Source organism: Sphingobacterium sp. 1.A.5, from assembly GCF_002734235.1.
GTDB classification, from domain to species: Bacteria; Bacteroidota; Bacteroidia; order Sphingobacteriales; family Sphingobacteriaceae; genus Sphingobacterium; species Sphingobacterium daejeonense.
In genome coordinates, this window is record NZ_PEBA01000063.1 from 78,208 (window position 1) to 93,910 (window position 15,703).

General features: G+C 42.8%; 16 protein-coding genes. 14 read left to right on the forward strand and 2 right to left on the reverse strand.

The features are described from left to right. From CRT24_RS17270 to CRT24_RS17330, 13 genes are all read left to right on the forward strand, one after another. Window positions 1-564, forward strand: a complete 564-nt coding sequence (locus CRT24_RS17270; protein WP_002993254.1) for a hypothetical protein — start codon at window positions 1-3, stop codon at window positions 562-564. A gap of 264 nt (window positions 565-828) precedes the next feature. After that, window positions 829-3,240 carry a heavy metal translocating P-type ATPase gene (locus CRT24_RS17275; RefSeq protein WP_002993255.1) on the forward strand — a complete coding sequence of 804 codons (2,412 nt, stop codon included), beginning with the start codon at window positions 829-831 and terminating at the stop codon, window positions 3,238-3,240. Between the two features lie 99 nt (window positions 3,241-3,339). Then, complete coding sequence (locus CRT24_RS17280) at window positions 3,340-3,561, forward strand: heavy-metal-associated domain-containing protein (RefSeq protein WP_002993257.1); 222 nt, start codon at window positions 3,340-3,342, stop codon at window positions 3,559-3,561. A 261-nt stretch (window positions 3,562-3,822) separates the two neighbouring features. Continuing rightward, window positions 3,823-4,002, forward strand: a complete 180-nt coding sequence (locus CRT24_RS17285; protein ID WP_002993259.1) for a hypothetical protein — start codon at window positions 3,823-3,825, stop codon at window positions 4,000-4,002. A gap of 384 nt (window positions 4,003-4,386) precedes the next feature. Next, entirely contained in the window at window positions 4,387-5,151 is a 765-nt protein-coding gene (locus CRT24_RS17290; RefSeq protein WP_245153195.1) for a DUF3347 domain-containing protein, read from the forward strand. A 14-nt stretch (window positions 5,152-5,165) separates the two neighbouring features. Further along, a complete protein-coding gene (locus CRT24_RS17295; protein ID WP_002993263.1) occupies window positions 5,166-5,471 on the forward strand; it encodes a hypothetical protein in 306 nt (101 codons plus the stop codon). Between the two features lie 18 nt (window positions 5,472-5,489). After that, on the forward strand, window positions 5,490-7,610 hold the full coding sequence (locus tag CRT24_RS17300; protein WP_002993264.1) for a heavy metal translocating P-type ATPase: 2,121 nt from the start codon (window positions 5,490-5,492) through the stop codon (window positions 7,608-7,610). 6 nt (window positions 7,611-7,616) lie between these two features. After that, window positions 7,617-8,282 carry a DUF3347 domain-containing protein gene (locus CRT24_RS17305; protein WP_002993266.1) on the forward strand — a complete coding sequence of 222 codons (666 nt, stop codon included), beginning with the start codon at window positions 7,617-7,619 and terminating at the stop codon, window positions 8,280-8,282. An 11-nt stretch (window positions 8,283-8,293) separates the two neighbouring features. Beyond that, window positions 8,294-8,818 (forward strand): DUF305 domain-containing protein, encoded by a 525-nt coding sequence (locus CRT24_RS17310; RefSeq protein ID WP_002993268.1) that lies wholly within the window; start codon window positions 8,294-8,296, stop codon window positions 8,816-8,818. A gap of 26 nt (window positions 8,819-8,844) precedes the next feature. Then, a complete protein-coding gene (locus CRT24_RS17315) occupies window positions 8,845-9,264 on the forward strand; it encodes a hypothetical protein (RefSeq protein WP_002993270.1) in 420 nt (139 codons plus the stop codon). Between the two features lie 122 nt (window positions 9,265-9,386). Further along, window positions 9,387-9,752, forward strand: a complete 366-nt coding sequence (locus tag CRT24_RS17320) for a heme-binding domain-containing protein (RefSeq protein ID WP_232046378.1) — start codon at window positions 9,387-9,389, stop codon at window positions 9,750-9,752. Between the two features lie 13 nt (window positions 9,753-9,765). Beyond that, a complete protein-coding gene (locus CRT24_RS17325; protein ID WP_037459500.1) occupies window positions 9,766-12,039 on the forward strand; it encodes a multicopper oxidase family protein in 2,274 nt (757 codons plus the stop codon). A 235-nt stretch (window positions 12,040-12,274) separates the two neighbouring features. Then, the gene (locus CRT24_RS17330; RefSeq protein ID WP_037459503.1) at window positions 12,275-13,108 is read left to right on the forward strand and encodes an RteC domain-containing protein; all 834 of its coding nucleotides are present in this window, start codon (window positions 12,275-12,277) and stop codon (window positions 13,106-13,108) included. Between the two features lie 118 nt (window positions 13,109-13,226). Here the strand turns inward: CRT24_RS17330 and CRT24_RS17335 are convergent, their stop codons facing one another. Then, window positions 13,227-13,643, reverse strand: coding sequence for a helix-turn-helix domain-containing protein (locus tag CRT24_RS17335; protein ID WP_002993276.1), 417 nt, complete (start codon window positions 13,641-13,643; stop codon window positions 13,227-13,229). A 7-nt stretch (window positions 13,644-13,650) separates the two neighbouring features. Further along, complete coding sequence (locus CRT24_RS17340) at window positions 13,651-14,061, reverse strand: helix-turn-helix domain-containing protein (RefSeq protein ID WP_002993277.1); 411 nt, start codon at window positions 14,059-14,061, stop codon at window positions 13,651-13,653. A gap of 308 nt (window positions 14,062-14,369) precedes the next feature. Here CRT24_RS17340 and CRT24_RS17345 point away from each other — a divergent pair, with 308 nt between their 5' ends. Then, window positions 14,370-15,698 carry a TlpA disulfide reductase family protein gene (locus tag CRT24_RS17345; protein WP_099372374.1) on the forward strand — a complete coding sequence of 443 codons (1,329 nt, stop codon included), beginning with the start codon at window positions 14,370-14,372 and terminating at the stop codon, window positions 15,696-15,698. The last annotated feature ends 5 nt before the right edge of the window (window positions 15,699-15,703 follow it).

The window sequence follows — 15,703 nt, forward strand, 5'->3', positions numbered from 1 at the left end:
ATGACACAGAAATTCAAACATTTTTCTTCGATTGCCGTAGCGGCAATCGTACTATTCGCAACCTCATGCAGCAAAGACGATGACCCTATCCCCGAAGAAAACGACAACGAGGTAATCACTACGGTACAGCTACGTTTTAAGGAACAGGGAACCACGAACGAACTTCTTTATGCTTGGAAAGGTGCTGACGGAGCCGGAGGAAACGCCCCGGTCATAGACCAGATTGCACTGCAACCGGGTAAGTCCTATGATGTCAGCGTATCCTTTCTTGACGAGGTAAATGGTGAAGACATTACCGAAGAAGTAAGTGAGGAAAATATAGACCACCGTATTTATTACGTGCCATCTTCCACATCAAATATACAAATCACAAATTTGGATAAGGATGACAACAACGTTACGTTAGGGCTGGAAAGCGTTTGGACAACCACGACCGCTTCCACTGGTACGGTCAGGGTTGTGCTGCGCCATTATCCACAGGGAGGAAAGATTGAAACGGACTTGATTAATGACCCTAAGTCATCAACTGACGTAGATATTCAATTTAATTCTAAAGTTGAATAAACCCCGCACCAAGAAGAAGACCGGGCATCCGTCAGTATTTTAAGACCACAGCTTTTTAAGCAAACAATAAAGCATTGCGATTATCTTTCGCAATGCTTTGTGGTTTTAAAGACCATCTAAAACTGGCTTTATGGCGATAACCATCTGATGAAGTGGCTCACCTATACAGGATTTCAATAAATCTTACAAATCAAATCCAAAATTTCACAACAGTACCCATAATTATAATAGCCAATTTTGCATTGTAAATTAAAGCAGGCAAATATGGCGACAAACAGAGAAAATATATACATACCGTTGGAGGATGTAGAAAGCGAACACTGTGCATTAATCGTTGAAAAGGGATTGGCACAGGTAAAAGGCGTAGAAACCCATAAAGTAGAGCTGAACAACCGCAGGGCAGCGATTACAGTAGATAGCAATGAAACCGTAGGCGAAGCTGTTAAGGCAATTAAAGATTTAGGTTACGGAGTTCCTACGGTTAAAAGTGCTTTTCCGGTATTGGGCATGACCTGTGCATCCTGTGCGGGCAGTGCCGAAAGCATTGTTAAATACCAACCGGGAGTAGTTAATGCTTCCGTGAACTTTGCAACGGGCAATCTTACCGTGGAATATCTGCCCAATATGACCGATGCCTCCACCCTGCAAAAAGCGGTTCAGGGAGTAGGTTACGACCTATTGATTGAAGACAAAACCAAGCAGCAGGAAACGCTCGAAGCCATCCACGAAAAGAAATTCCGAACCTTGAAAAACAAGACCATTTGGGCAATTATCCTTTCCCTGCCCGTGGTAATCATAGGAATGTTCTTTATGGATATGCCCTATGCAGACCCGATAATGTGGCTCTTTTCCACGCCCGTTGTAATATGGTTGGGCAGGGATTTTTTTGTAAACGCTTGGAAGCAGGCAAAGCACCGTTCCGCCAATATGGATACGCTGGTGGCATTGAGTACAGGTATTGCCTACCTGTTCAGTGTTTTCAATATGCTGTTTGCCGACTTTTGGCATCAACGGGGACTGCATGCTCACGTATATTTTGAAGCGGCTGCCGTTATTATCGCATTCATCCTCTTGGGAAAACTGCTGGAAGAAAGAGCCAAAGGCAACACCTCTTCAGCCATTAAGAAGCTGATGGGCTTGCAGCCAAAAACGGTCATCGTGGTACATGCGGACGGAACGGAAAAGCAGACCGCTATCGAAGACGTAAGCGCAGGCGATGTGATACTCGTAAAGCCCGGTGAAAAGATTGCGGTAGACGGCATGGTCATATCGGGCAATTCGTATGTGGACGAAAGCATGTTAAGCGGTGAGCCTGTACCTGTATTGAAAAAAGAAAAAGAAAAAGTATTTGCAGGAACGATTAACCAAAAAGGCAGCTTCCGGTTCAGGGCGGTAAAAGTGGGCAAAGAAACCATGCTTGCCCACATCATCAAAATGGTGCAGGATGCACAGGGAAGCAAAGCACCCGTACAGAAACTGGTCGATAGGATTGCGGGCATCTTTGTTCCCACAGTGATAGGTATTGCCATCCTGACATTTACGCTATGGTTGATTTTGGGAGGCGAAAACGGGGTTGTTCAAGGTCTGTTGGCAGCCGTTACGGTATTGGTCATTGCCTGCCCCTGTGCTTTAGGCTTAGCGACACCCACCGCTATTATGGTAGGCGTTGGTAAAGGTGCTGAAAATGGCATTTTGATAAAGGATGCCGAAAGTTTGGAACTGGCCAAAAAAGTAAATGCCATCGTTTTGGACAAAACCGGAACCATCACCGAGGGAAGACCACAGGTAACGGGCATTAAATGGCTGAACAATGAGGACACTGCAAAAGAAATCCTTTTGAGCATCGAAAAGCAATCCGAGCATCCATTGGCAGAAGCCGTAGTGAAGCATCTTGGCGATGTAGCGACCACCTCTTTATCCATGTTCGACAGCATTACGGGCAAAGGCGCAAAAGCAGACCATGACAACGAAACCTATTATGTAGGCAACAAAAAGCTATTGGCAGAAAACAACATTGCCATTGCCGGCGAATTACAAGACCAGGCCGAAGAATGGGGCAAACAGTCTAAAACCGTTATCTGGTTTGCAAACAGCAAAAAGGCTCTTGCTGTAATCGCTATCGCCGATAAGATTAAGGAAACATCGGTGCGGGCTATCCGGGAAATGCAGGAAATGGGCATTGACCTGTATATGCTGACCGGAGATAATGAAGCTACTGCAAAAGCCATTGCGGAGCAGACAGGCATCAAGCATTACAAAGCCGAAGTTTTGCCACAGCACAAAGCCGACTTTGTGAAAGAACTGCAAAGTAAAGGAAAGGTAGTGGCAATGGTGGGCGATGGTATCAACGACAGCACCGCATTGGCAACAGCCGATGTAAGTATCGCAATGGGCAAAGGCAGCGACATCGCAATGGACGTAGCCAAGATGACCATCATTTCGTCCGACCTGACCAAGATACCGCAGGCAATACGCTTGTCCAAACAGACCGTAGCCACCATCAAGCAAAACCTGTTCTGGGCGTTTATCTACAACGTAATCGGCATTCCGGTAGCGGCAGGCATCCTTTACCCTGTTAACGGCTTCCTGCTCAACCCGATGATTGCGGGTGCGGCAATGGCATTGAGCAGCGTGAGCGTGGTCAGTAACAGCCTGCGGTTGAAGTGGAAGAAATAAAACAGTAAATCTCACAAATCAAACAAGAAATTACACAACAATAACTAACTGAATAGTACGGAAATTTGCATTATCAGATAACTCTAAAATTTGTAAACAATGGAAAATAAACAATTTCAATTCAAGACGAACATCAATTGCGGCGGCTGTATCGCATCTGTAAAGCCGCACTTGGACAAGGCAGAGGGCATCTGCCATTGGGAAGTGGACACGGCCAACAAGGACAAAGTACTTACCGTGAAGTCCGAGGGCATTACCGAGCATGAAGTAATATCGACCGTGCAAAAGGCAGGCTTCAAAATAGAACCTTTGGATGCCTAAGCCAGCAACTTTTTGAAATGCCCTTTTTCCGACCGAATTTCCATGAGGTTGGGTTGATGAAAAAGGGCATTTTATCAATTCTGAAAAAAGGCGATAGGTTATTGCGTATATGGCATTATTTTTCCATATAGCAAAAAAAACGTAAAACGATATAAAAAACCAATCTAATTTGTAACTTTGTTGCGTTGAAAAATTATAGAATACATATAGGCATTTTGACATTGTTCTGTTTGGTTTTCTTTATGGTACCAAGTCAGAGCTATGCCTGTTCCAAAAATTCAACAAAGACCGAGCAGTCTTCCTGCTCAAAGGAGAAATCCAAAAAATCAGAACATACAAAAGGTTGCAAGAGCAAATCCTGTAAAAAATGCAAAAGTGACAAATGCGGGGGCGGTTGTTCCCACAGCTCTTGCAGGTGCGGTGCTTCAACCACTTCCCTAAATGTCCCAACCGTAATCGAATTAAAGGCAAAAGATCACTTAGCAGCAGCTAAAAAGCAAAAATTCGCTTTCAAAGAAGCCTATTATTCTTCGGGCTTTTTTTCCATTTGGCTACCGCCTAAAATAAGCTAAATTTATGGCCTGCCAGCCATAGGTATGTCCTGTCAGAAGCCGCTTCGGCTTTTTGCAAATCCCTTATTTGTATCATTTATTTAAAGTTTAAAACAGAAATGGGCTTTCAATACTTCATTTCTAAAAAGTAATTATTATGAAATCATTATCAAAAATAGTGATGGTAATCGCCGTATTACTATCCTCAATGAATGGTTTCGCACAAATCAAAAATGCGAAAACAGAAACCGTAAAGATTTACGGCAATTGTGGTATGTGTAAAACCACCATCGAAAAAGCAGGTAACATAAAAAAGGTAGCCAACGTGGACTGGAACAAAGATACCAAGATGGCTACGCTCACGTATGACAGCGAGAAAACAAATCAGGATGAAATCCTGAAACGTATCGCTTTGGCGGGTTATGATAGTGAGAAGTTCCGTGCGCCGGATGACGTATATGCGAAACTGGCTGAATGCTGCCAGTACGATAGACCTTTGAAGACAATTGCCCAAAACAAAGGGGCGGCAATGGACATGAAAGTCGGACATGGCAATCACAACCACGGTGAAATGGCAGCACCCGCTAACAAGGATGCAGCTCAAAATCAATCACAGCTAAAAGCTGTGTTTGACAACTACTTTTCAGTGAAAGATGCTTTGATAAAAACCGATGAGGCAACTGCATCTGCCAAAGCCGCTGAATTGGCTGCATCCCTTAAAGCAGTCGATATGAACAAGCTTTCGGCAGAGGAACATACGGCTTGGATGAAAGTAATGCAGGACTTGACAGCTAATGCGGAAAGCATTTCAAAATCAAAAGACGTTGCAAAACAAAGAAGTGCTTTTGCGGCACTTTCGGGAAGCATCTACATACTGGCTAAAGTGTCTAAACAGGATACACCAGTTTATTACCAGCACTGTCCTATGTACAATGGAGGTAAGGGGGCCAATTGGCTAAGTAAAGAGAATGCCATTAAAAACCCATATTACGGCTCACAGATGCTTACCTGCGGCAGTACGGTCGAAACCATTAAATAACAGGTCGGAAAGCTATGGAACAGTATAGTGATATGGTGCAGGCTCTTAAAGACCTAAGACAACGTGGGTACAGTATTGATTTTAGTCTGTTGCCGGACTGCCTTTACTGTGCGTCAAAGAGCCTGAAACTAAAACCGGAGGATTTTACGGTTACGGAAACTCATAGGTTTGAAAGCCTCGACAGCAGTCCTGATAACAATGCCGTGATTTATGCCATATCGTCCAATGACGGTAAGAGCAAAGGGGTACTTGTTGATGCCTATGGTACTTATGCTGAAGAAATGACCCATGAGATGGTAAAAAAATTAAATGCAACATAACTTTTAAAATCCCTTGTTATGAAAAAATACACGTGTCCCATGCACCCGCAGGTGCTAAAAGACGAACCGGGCAAATGCCCTCTTTGTGGCATGGCATTGGTTCCCGGTGGCGGTACGTCAGCTTCTCATGAACACACGCCAGAACATGAGCATTCCGGGCATTCTCAACATGGCCATGATGACGAAAACTTTGATAAACATGAGGGGCATAATACAGGCGATTTCCTCACACGTTTTTGGATAAGCCTTGTCATTACAATCCCTATCCTGCTCCTGTCGCACATGATACAGCAATGGTTGGGTTTCTCCCTTGCTTTCAATGGCGATAAATATGTGCTGTTGGCATTGGGTACGGTGATTTATTGCTATGGAGGCTTACCGTTCCTAAAGGGAATGATTGGCGAGGTGAAAGCCAAAGCCATAGGGATGATGACACTTGTTGCCATTGCCATATCCGTAGCCTATGTTTATTCCGTAGCCGTTGTATTTGGCTTGCAGGGTATGGACTTCTTTTGGGAACTGGCAACCCTAATTGACATCATGCTGTTAGGGCATTGGCTGGAAATGCGTTCCCAAATGGCTGCTTCACGGGCATTACAGTCATTGGTGGCTTTGCTGCCCAACGATGTTACCGTGGAACGTGGCGGAGAAGCTGTAAAGATAAAGCTCGAAGACCTGCAAAGCGGTGAAACGGCTATCATAAAACCGGGAGAAAAAATTCCAGCCGATGGATTGGTACTGGAGGGGCTTTCGTATATCAACGAGAGTATGCTTACCGGGGAAAGTGTTCCCGTAAAAAAGGAAAAGGACGGAAAGGTCATCGCAGGCTCTATCAATGGCGATGGTGCGCTGAAAGTTAAGGTAACAGCCGTGGGAAAAGACAGCTACCTGAACAGGGTTATCAATCTTGTGCAGGAAGCGCAGGCTACTAAGTCTAATACACAGAACCTTGCGGACAAAGTTGCCAAATGGCTCACCTTTATTGCCATTGCCGTGGGCATAGGCACATTTGCCTATTGGTATGCAAGCAGTGGAGATATTGCCTTTGCGCTTGAAAGAATGGTGACGGTAATGGTAACGGCCTGCCCGCACGCATTGGGCGTGGCTATCCCGTTGGTGGTCGCCATTTCCACAACGCTTTCGGCGACCAATGGCCTGCTCATCCGCAACCGTACGGCATTTGAAACCACCCGAAAACTTTCCACCGTCATTTTTGATAAGACCGGAACGCTCACCAAAGGTTCCCATGCCGTAGAAAAGGTTATACCGTTAACAGACGAATATAATGCCGATGAGGTTATCCAGTATGCTGCCGCAGTACAGCAAAATTCGGAACACCATATCGCCAAAGGCATTATGGCTACATTGAAAGAAAAGAGCCTTGCCTTATGGAAGTCTGAAAACTTCAGCTATATGCAGGGCATAGGTGTTAAAGGTGTTGTGAACGGGAAAAATGTCGTAGCTGGCGGCCCGAATTATTTCACCGAAAACCACCTTTCCCTGCCGGAAATACCAAGCGAAATCAATCAGGAAGCCGAAACGGTCAACTTTGTCCTCATTGATGACCGGGTAATCGGCATCATTACTTTGGCAGACAGCATCCGTGAGGGGTCGGCACAGGCGATTGAGGAACTCAAAAAAATGGGCATCAAGTCCTTTCTGCTCACCGGGGACAACGACAGGATTGCTGCTGCCGTAGCCGGAAAATTGGGTATGGACGGGTATTTGGCTAATGTGCTTCCGCACAACAAGCAGGAGAAAGTAAAGGAGTTTCAGGCAAAAGGCGAAATCGTAGCAATGACTGGTGATGGTGTAAATGATGCACCTGCACTGGCACAGGCAGATGTGGGCATTGCCGTGGGTTCCGGTACGGACGTGGCTGCCGAAACAGCGGATATCATATTGGTAGACAGCGACCCGAGGGATGTGGTCAAACTGATTGACTTCGGCAAACTTACCTACAAAAAGATGGTACAGAACCTGATATGGGCGGTTGGCTACAACGTGGTGGCAATACCCCTTGCGGCAGGCGTACTCTATCCGAATTTTGTTTTAAGTCCCGCTATGGGTGCTGTGCTGATGAGTGTAAGCACCATTGTAGTGGCTATTAACGCAAGTTTTTTAAAAATCAAAAAATAAATAAAAATGAAAAATCTAACATTATCAATCATTGCTGTTATCATGGCATTTGTAACAGTATCATGCAATCAGGCATCCAACAAAAACGAGCAGTCTTCAAGTGATACTGCTGTTGTATCACAAGAACAGTCAGCTTCCCAACCAAAAGAGGATGATACGGTAGCTGCGCCCGTTGTGAGTGAAACTCCGAGCGGTCAGGAAGCAAAAGCAACAGGAAAAGAAGAAGCAAAAAACTTTTCTATTGCGCCCATAGTTACCGATTATCTGTCCTTAAAGAACGCCCTTGTTTCGGACGATGACAAAGCTGCCGCCAGTTCAGGGAAAAAGCTGTTAGCTACCCTGAATAAAGTGGACATGAAAGCCGTTCCTGCCGATAAGCACAAAAAGTACATGGACATAGCGGACGATGCTAAAGAACACGCAGAACATATCGGGGAAAATGTCGGCAACATCCACCACCAGCGGGAACATTTGGCCTCGCTTGGCGAAGATTTGAAAGACCTGATTGATTTGTTCGGTACATCGCAAACATTGTATCAGGACCATTGCCCGATGTTCAATGACGGTAAGGGTGCTGTTTGGTTCAGCGAAAACAAGGAAATCAAAAACCCTTACTACGGTTCTAAAATGCTGACCTGCGGTAAGGTGGAAAAAACAATTAACAGCAAATAAAATTCAGGGTTATGGAAAATATGCAAAACAGTCACCATGCGGGTCATTCCTCGGAGCATGGCACGCACAATACAAAACATGCTTCGGCCATGTACAAACGCTTTGCGGTGATGGCTGTAGCCATGTTCGCAGTGATGTATTTTATCATGTACGCTATGATTGACGGGTGGCAGAACCTGATACCCAATATCAACAATTTGTACATGACCCTGCTGATGACCTCGGCAATGCTGCTTATCGAATTAGCGATAATGAAAGTAATGTACCCCAACAGGAAGATGAATTGGGCGATAGCCATCATCTCGGTTGCTGTTGGCATCTTTTCATGGTTTGGTATCAGGGAACAAATCAATGTCGGGGACAAGCAGTTTGCAAAGGGTATGATACCCCATCACGCAGCAGCCATATTGATGTCCGAAAAGGCACACCTGACCGACCCGGAACTGATAGAGCTGCAAAAAAATATACTTAAAACCCAAGCGGAAGAAATTGAACTAATGAAGCGCAAGCTAAAAGAGTTTGAAGAAAGTAAATAATAAAATTTAAAAAAACAAGTTTGGACATGAACAAAATAATAATTGGCTTTATTTCCTTATTAACCCTGCTATTCACCGCTTGCGGTCAGGCGGGGTCAAATAAGGATGAAGCGGAACAGCAGCATTCGCAGGCAACTCCGGAAAGCAACGGACATACTACCCAAATAGGTGAATTGGTTCCATCGGATGAAGTCTGCATGGTCAACGATGCCTATATGGGCAAAAGGCAGTTTGACGTAAAATTTGATGGTAAAACCTATTACGGATGTTGCGAAATGTGTAAGGAACGTATTCCAAAAGATGCGACCGTGCGGATGGCGATAGACCCCTATTCCCATAAGCAGGTAGACAAAGCTAATGCGGTGATTGCTGTGACAGGAAATAACGGTGAAGTTTCTTATTTTGAAAACAAGGAGAATTATGCCAAGTATGTGAAAAAACAGTAGACACAAAAAGATGAAGCCACAATAAAATAATTATGACCATAAAGAAGAAAATCATATTGGGGCTGGCTGTCGTCCTGATTGCCATACAGTTCTTTCAGCCCTTACGGAACCAGGCGGTTGAAGTGCCAGCCACCCATATCGAAAGGGTGTACACCGTACCCCAAAATGTAAAGGCTATCCTTGTTCAGTCCTGTTATGACTGCCATAGCAACAATACCCATTATCCGTGGTACAGCCGTATCCAGCCCGGCGCATGGTACATGGCAGAGCATATAAAAAAGGGGAAAGAGGAACTCAACTTTAGCGAATTTGGCGACTATTCTGTCCGCAGGCAGCGAAACAAGTTCAGGGCTATGGCCGGGCAGGTTAAGGACGGGGAAATGCCATTGTCGTCATATACGCTAATTCATCGTAATGCAGTATTGTCACCGGAGGATAAGCAGGTTTTGATAGCGTGGTTTGGCACAATGGAAGACAGCATTAAATAAAATTTTTCAACGAATGAACAGATATAAAAAAATACCCATAAGAATATTGCAAACAGTGCTGATGCTGCTTTGCACGCAAACGCTGTTTGCACAGAGAGTAGTGCATTACGAGCTGTATGTAAAAGATACACTTGTCAACTATGCAGGTAAGCAAAAAAGGGCGATTGCCGTAAACGGGCAAATCCCCATGCCCACCCTTACCTTTACCGAGGGCGACACTGCCGAAATAGTGGTGCACAACCAATTGAAAGAAAGCACATCACTGCACTGGCATGGTGTGTTCCTGCCCAATAAAGAAGACGGTGTGCCCTGGCTTACGCAAAAGCCCATCGCACCGGGTACAACCTACACCTACCGTTTTCCGATTATCCAGCATGGCACGCACTGGTATCATTCGCACTCAGGCTTGCAGGAGCAGATAGGCATGTACGGTAGTTTTATCATGAAAAAAAGAGGCGACGATAAAACCTTTAGAAAAGGAATTGACGATTTGCCGACCGTCCCGATTATATTAAGTGAGTGGACAAATCTTAACCCGGATAACATCAACCGTATGCTACACAATGCAAATGATTGGGCGGCCATTAAGAAAGGTGCTACGCAATCGTACGTTGAAGCTATTAAGGAGGGAAAATTAGGCGTAAAGGTAAAAAATGAGTGGAAACGGATGCTAGCGATGGATGTCAGTGATGTTTACTATGATAAAATCCTAATAAATGGTAGCCATAGCACCGATTTGAAAACAATTGGTGGTAAAAAGCTAAAAGCAGGTGACAAAGTCAGATTACGCGTTTCCAATGGCGGGGCGTCTTCGTATTTCTGGCTAAGATATGCTGGAGGGAAAATTACAGTAGTAGCGAATGATGGAAATGATGTTGAGCCTGTAGAAGTGGATAGATTAATCATTGCAGTTTCTGAAACTTACGATATTGTAGTGACTATCCCTCAAGATGGGTTAGCATATGAGTTTTTAGCAACAACCGAGGACAGAACACAATCAGCAAGCTACTTTATAGGTGATGGGGTCAAACAGCTTATTTCCCCGCTCCCACGATTGAAGTATTTCGAGGGGATGAAGATGATGAACGATATGATGAAAATGAATGGCGATTTGGACGATATGGGCATGAAGATGAGCCTGAACCAAATGGACATGAATGTAGTGATGTATCCCGAAATTACCGGAGATGCAGCAAAGAAATCAGACCACAGCAAGCATGAAGGTATGAACATGGATGACGACCCTAACCGTTACAACGCTAATGCCTTGGGAGACATCAAAACATTAAATTATGCTATGTTGCAATCGCCTTACAACACCTCCCTTCCAAAAGATGCGCCTGTAAAAGAGTTGAAGTTCACACTTACTGGCAACATGAACCGCTATGTATGGAGCATGGATAATAAAATACTTTCGGAAACGGACAAAATACCTGTAAAAAAAGGAGAAATCCTACGGATTACCATTTATAATAATTCGATGATGCGGCATCCTATGCATCTTCACGGATTTGATTTTAGGGTGATAAACGGAAAAGGCGAAAAATCGCCGCTTAAAAATGTGTTGGATATCATGCCTATGGAAACGGATACCATTGAGTTTTTAGCAAATGAGGAAGGTGATTGGTTCTTTCATTGCCATATATTATATCACATGATGGCGGGAATGAACAGGGTGTTTGAAGTTGGAGACTACAATAACCCCTATTTACCTGACAAGGCAAAAGCCTATAAAGAATTGCAAAGAGAAAGTAATATGCCCCATTTTATGGCACAAAACGATTTTGCAACCAATGGTAATGATGGAGAAGCTATGCTAATGAATGCACGCTATCAATTAGGAACAGAATGGCGCTTAGGCTATAATAGTATGCACGGGTATGAAGTAGAAACTCACTTAGGTAGATACATTGGAAAGATGCAATGGTTCATGCCCTTTGTAGGTTTTGATTTTCGTTACCGGAAAATGGGAGAAGATGAGCACGAAAAGAACATATTTGGACAAACCAACAAGAAAGACACCCGCAAGGCGTTCAGTTTAGGGTTTATGTATACGTTACCTATGCTGGTCAATTTCCAGGCAGAAGTATATCACGATGGAATTGTAAGATTGCAGTTAATGCGCGAAGATATTCCAATTTCAAAAAGATTAAGAGGTGGCTTCATGGTAAATACCGACTTAGAATATATGGGGGAGCTTAGGTATATCATCAATAAAAATATAGGTATACGTACCCACTATGATAGTGATATGGGATTTGGTGTAGGGCTTGCATTGACATATTAAAATAAAATACCGGATGGTTGTAAACTGCAAACCGTAAAATTACGGCAAAATACAGTGGGTGATGCGGGGTATAATTCGTTTGGATTAACCTGCATCATACTACAACCCATCAGACAATACAACAGTTCCACCACCAGCATCATACTGGTTGTTCTTTCATGTAGTTGCATGGGCTAATACGAGCAGTATTAGCATTTCTATATTAATCAGTATCATATTTATCAAAATGAAACGAATGGATAAATTTTACAATGAAACATATCTTAAATTGGAAACAGAAATCCAAGAACTGGAGATTGAAAACGATAACCCGGTACAACGGACAGAAGCCATTATATACCGGATTGTGGAATGTCTGTCCGAAATTAAAGATTATGTTTTGAAACGAGGATTTACAAATGTTGATGAAGAAATCCGATTTTTTAAATATCAAAAGCCAGTCATTGTTTCAAAATTGATTTATTATAATGCCATTTACAAAATCGAGACGAGGAAGCCCTACGGGGCTAAGCGCATTAGAAAATATCTTAAAAAAGAATTGAAGAAGCTAAAAAGGTTTTTCGACAATAACATTGATTTTTATAAATATTACCGAAGCAACAACTCGTTTCTTGACGAGAAAATGTTTGTTCGGGGCAAGCACGATATAAAACTGTGGCTGGATACCTATTATTTTCAGTCCGACCAATCTTTTTCTACTTCCCACGATTATAAGGTAGCCAAGATAATGGCGAATGATTTGATACAGGTGTATCTCGAAGACCAGCTTTACTGCACCTACAAGCGTTTGTTTATAAAACGAACTGCTATTTCGGGGCTGAACTGGACAGGTAGTAAAGCTGCTTTGACAGAACTCATTTACTCCCTATACTACCAAAGCGTTCTCGATAATGGCAATACGGATATTAGGTTGATAGCGGAATATTTTGAAAATGCCTTTAATATTGATTTGGGAAACTTTTACCATACCTATCTCGAAATACGCAACCGGAAACGAAACCGTACCAAATTCCTTGATGCACTGCGGGATAACCTTATTAAGAAAATGGATGAGCAGGAGGAAAAATAATGACAGCGATAGAAAGAGAAACGGCGGACTTGCAGATCCGCCGTTTCTTTTAAAATTCTTCGCTTCTTGGTTACGAGGGAAGCCTGAATCTATCGTTATGCTTTAAAAGATACTTTAGTTATTTCTTATCTTTTGCTTTCTGAAAATGTTCCCGTTCCATTCTCAATAATTCTTCAAACAGCTTGGTTGCCTGCTCAATTGAAAACTGATGATTATTTTCAATTCTTACTGTACCAACCATAGCACCATTTGTCGGTTCAACCTTTTCGTAAAAATTATTAGTATGGTAAAGAACCTGCCCCACATCAAATTTCTTCAAACCCTCTACGCTTACGCCAAGCGCAATAGCTACTTTTTCCAATCGTTCGTCATCCACGTTCTCGGTTTGTTCCAATTTAGATACAGCTTGCTTGGTCACACCCATACGCTCTGCCAAATCCTTTTGCGTAATACCTACCAATCGCCTTGCACTGCCAATTTTTATACCCATGTGGTTTTTCCCCTCCAAATACACGGTTTCTTTTTCTTTTTCCATTGTTATTTTACGAATGATTTTTTTGGTTTATAAATAATTCCAGTTTCTCCCGCTCACTTTGCAACAACCGTTCGTATAACTCGACTACTTTATCTAACGGATTAATATTCTGCGTACTATTCTCACCATGTTGAACAGTACTATCTTTATAACTGTTGATATTATAAATAGCTCGTTCCACATCAAATTTCTTAATGAGGTCAGGGGTTACGCCTAATGCAAAAGCAAATCGTTCCAACATTTCCGGCTCTAAAACAGCTTCCCGTTCTATGGCAGAAATTTGTGGCTGGCTCATACCCAATTCATTAGCAAGCACTTCTTGCTTAATGCCCAAGTAAATACGGATACGCTGCGCATTTCTGCCCTGATGGTTTTCTTCCAGCGTTTCCAAAACGTGTACTTTGTCTTCCTCTTGCATATTTCATTGTCATTTGATAGCGTAAATATAATAAAAGACAACCAAAAAAGCATAATAGACAACCAAAATTACTTCAAAAAAATCTCCATTTCAACGTTATTTGGAACAAATAACTAATAGTGAGAAGATTGACAAACAATTATAAACAATATTACTTCCTTTCCCCAACGGGAGGGATAAAAAGCGATGTTTTGTTCTTCTCAAAGAAATTCAGCCTCCGCTGCATCATCAAAAGCCCGGATTAGCACGTCCTGCAACCATACTCGGAGCAATTAATCATTTCCCAATAACCATAATTTATAAACCCAATGGCGAATAAACTTATTCGTAATAGGATAACGATTTTTATAGCCTGCCATAACCCGGAACTGGTAACGGGCGGCAGGCACTTCCTAATTCTAATTTGTTTCATGTTGTTTGGTGTCGGCATAGCCCGTCCGCAGTCCCGAGAAGTCGGGACTGCAAACAACCAAAACATCACCGCTTTAAACATCGGCGACCAAATCCCTGATGCTCTTTGGAACACACCTTTGCAGGTGGTGAACCACCCGCAGGACAAAAAAAACATCACCCTTGCCGATTACAAAGGCAAGCTGATAATATTGGATTTTTGGAGTACGTGGTGCGGTACTTGTGTAGCTGCATTGCCAAGACTTCACGAACTGGAAAAGGAGTTTAAAGACGATGTTATCATTTTACCGATGACAGACCAGAAAGCCAACGAAATAAAAGCATTCTTAAAGAAGAATCGAGTACTTTCCCGATTAAACTTGTTTTCAGTTACCGATGACAATACATATAAATTCCATTTCCCTTACACCATGTTGCCGCATGAGGTATGGATTAGCAAATCCGGCGAAGTACAAGCTATTACACACTCATCTGATGTAACAAAGGAAAATATTACTTCGGCATTGAAAGGCAATGCAAATAGCATTGCACAGAAAAAGGACAACCTTACCTATGATGACACACGTCCATTACTGCTTAATAATAATGGTGCTGACGGGGATTTTTTTGTTAGCAGAAGTATTATTACGTTAGCCATAGAAGGCATTCCTCGTTCAAATGCTCTACCAAAAGTGAACGAAAAAGAGAGCACCTTTCGGGTACTATCTACCAATGCTGACATCCGCCGTATGTACGAACTTGCATTTAGAGAATTGCTAACAATGCCACCTAACCGGACAAAGCTGGAGTTGAAGGAACCATTTTCTGTTTCGGAGAAAAGGTTTTTACAGGATAAGTATTGCTACGAATGGATTGCCCCATTGTCAGTATTGAAGCACTTTCCCCAAAAAGTACAGGCTGACCTCAATTATCACTTTGGCATAAATGGGCGTATGGAAAAACGTAATACAAAATGCTATACCATTAAGATTATAGGGAAAACGACAATAATCCCCAATAAACCCGAAGACGGCTTACAATACCTTTCGGCTTGGGTAAACAAGACCAATAAAGATATACAGCATATTCCTGTTGTAAATGATTTTACTGACCAAAAAATAGCCATCCCAAAAATAGCACATGTTATTGAGGATGTGGAAGCTGTTAACAGGCAACTTAAACCATTCGGTATTGCCATCGTGGAAGATGAAAGAGTGCTGGATTTTTTTGTCATTTCTGAACTATAAACCAA

What these genes read in the sequence shown, in the direction of transcription:
- CRT24_RS17290 (WP_245153195.1), top strand. Translation starts at nt 4,387, where the DNA reads ATGTGTAAAACCACCATCGAAAAAGCAGGTAACATAAAAAAGGTAGCC.
- CRT24_RS17325 (WP_037459500.1), top strand. Translation starts at nt 9,766, where the DNA reads ATGAACAGATATAAAAAAATACCCATAAGAATATTGCAAACAGTGCTG.
- CRT24_RS17295 (WP_002993263.1), top strand. Translation starts at nt 5,166, where the DNA reads ATGGAACAGTATAGTGATATGGTGCAGGCTCTTAAAGACCTAAGACAA.
- CRT24_RS17305 (WP_002993266.1), top strand. Translation starts at nt 7,617, where the DNA reads ATGAAAAATCTAACATTATCAATCATTGCTGTTATCATGGCATTTGTA.
- CRT24_RS17270 (WP_002993254.1), top strand. Translation starts at nt 1, where the DNA reads ATGACACAGAAATTCAAACATTTTTCTTCGATTGCCGTAGCGGCAATC.
- CRT24_RS17315 (WP_002993270.1), top strand. Translation starts at nt 8,845, where the DNA reads ATGAACAAAATAATAATTGGCTTTATTTCCTTATTAACCCTGCTATTC.
- CRT24_RS17300 (WP_002993264.1), top strand. Translation starts at nt 5,490, where the DNA reads ATGAAAAAATACACGTGTCCCATGCACCCGCAGGTGCTAAAAGACGAA.
- CRT24_RS17330 (WP_037459503.1), top strand. Translation starts at nt 12,275, where the DNA reads ATGGATAAATTTTACAATGAAACATATCTTAAATTGGAAACAGAAATC.
- CRT24_RS17335 (WP_002993276.1), bottom strand. Translation starts at nt 13,643, where the DNA reads ATGGAAAAAGAAAAAGAAACCGTGTATTTGGAGGGGAAAAACCACATG.
- CRT24_RS17345 (WP_099372374.1), top strand. Translation starts at nt 14,370, where the DNA reads ATGGCGAATAAACTTATTCGTAATAGGATAACGATTTTTATAGCCTGC.
- CRT24_RS17280 (WP_002993257.1), top strand. Translation starts at nt 3,340, where the DNA reads ATGGAAAATAAACAATTTCAATTCAAGACGAACATCAATTGCGGCGGC.
- CRT24_RS17285 (WP_002993259.1), top strand. Translation starts at nt 3,823, where the DNA reads ATGCCTGTTCCAAAAATTCAACAAAGACCGAGCAGTCTTCCTGCTCAA.
- CRT24_RS17340 (WP_002993277.1), bottom strand. Translation starts at nt 14,061, where the DNA reads ATGCAAGAGGAAGACAAAGTACACGTTTTGGAAACGCTGGAAGAAAAC.
- CRT24_RS17275 (WP_002993255.1), top strand. Translation starts at nt 829, where the DNA reads ATGGCGACAAACAGAGAAAATATATACATACCGTTGGAGGATGTAGAA.
- CRT24_RS17310 (WP_002993268.1), top strand. Translation starts at nt 8,294, where the DNA reads ATGGAAAATATGCAAAACAGTCACCATGCGGGTCATTCCTCGGAGCAT.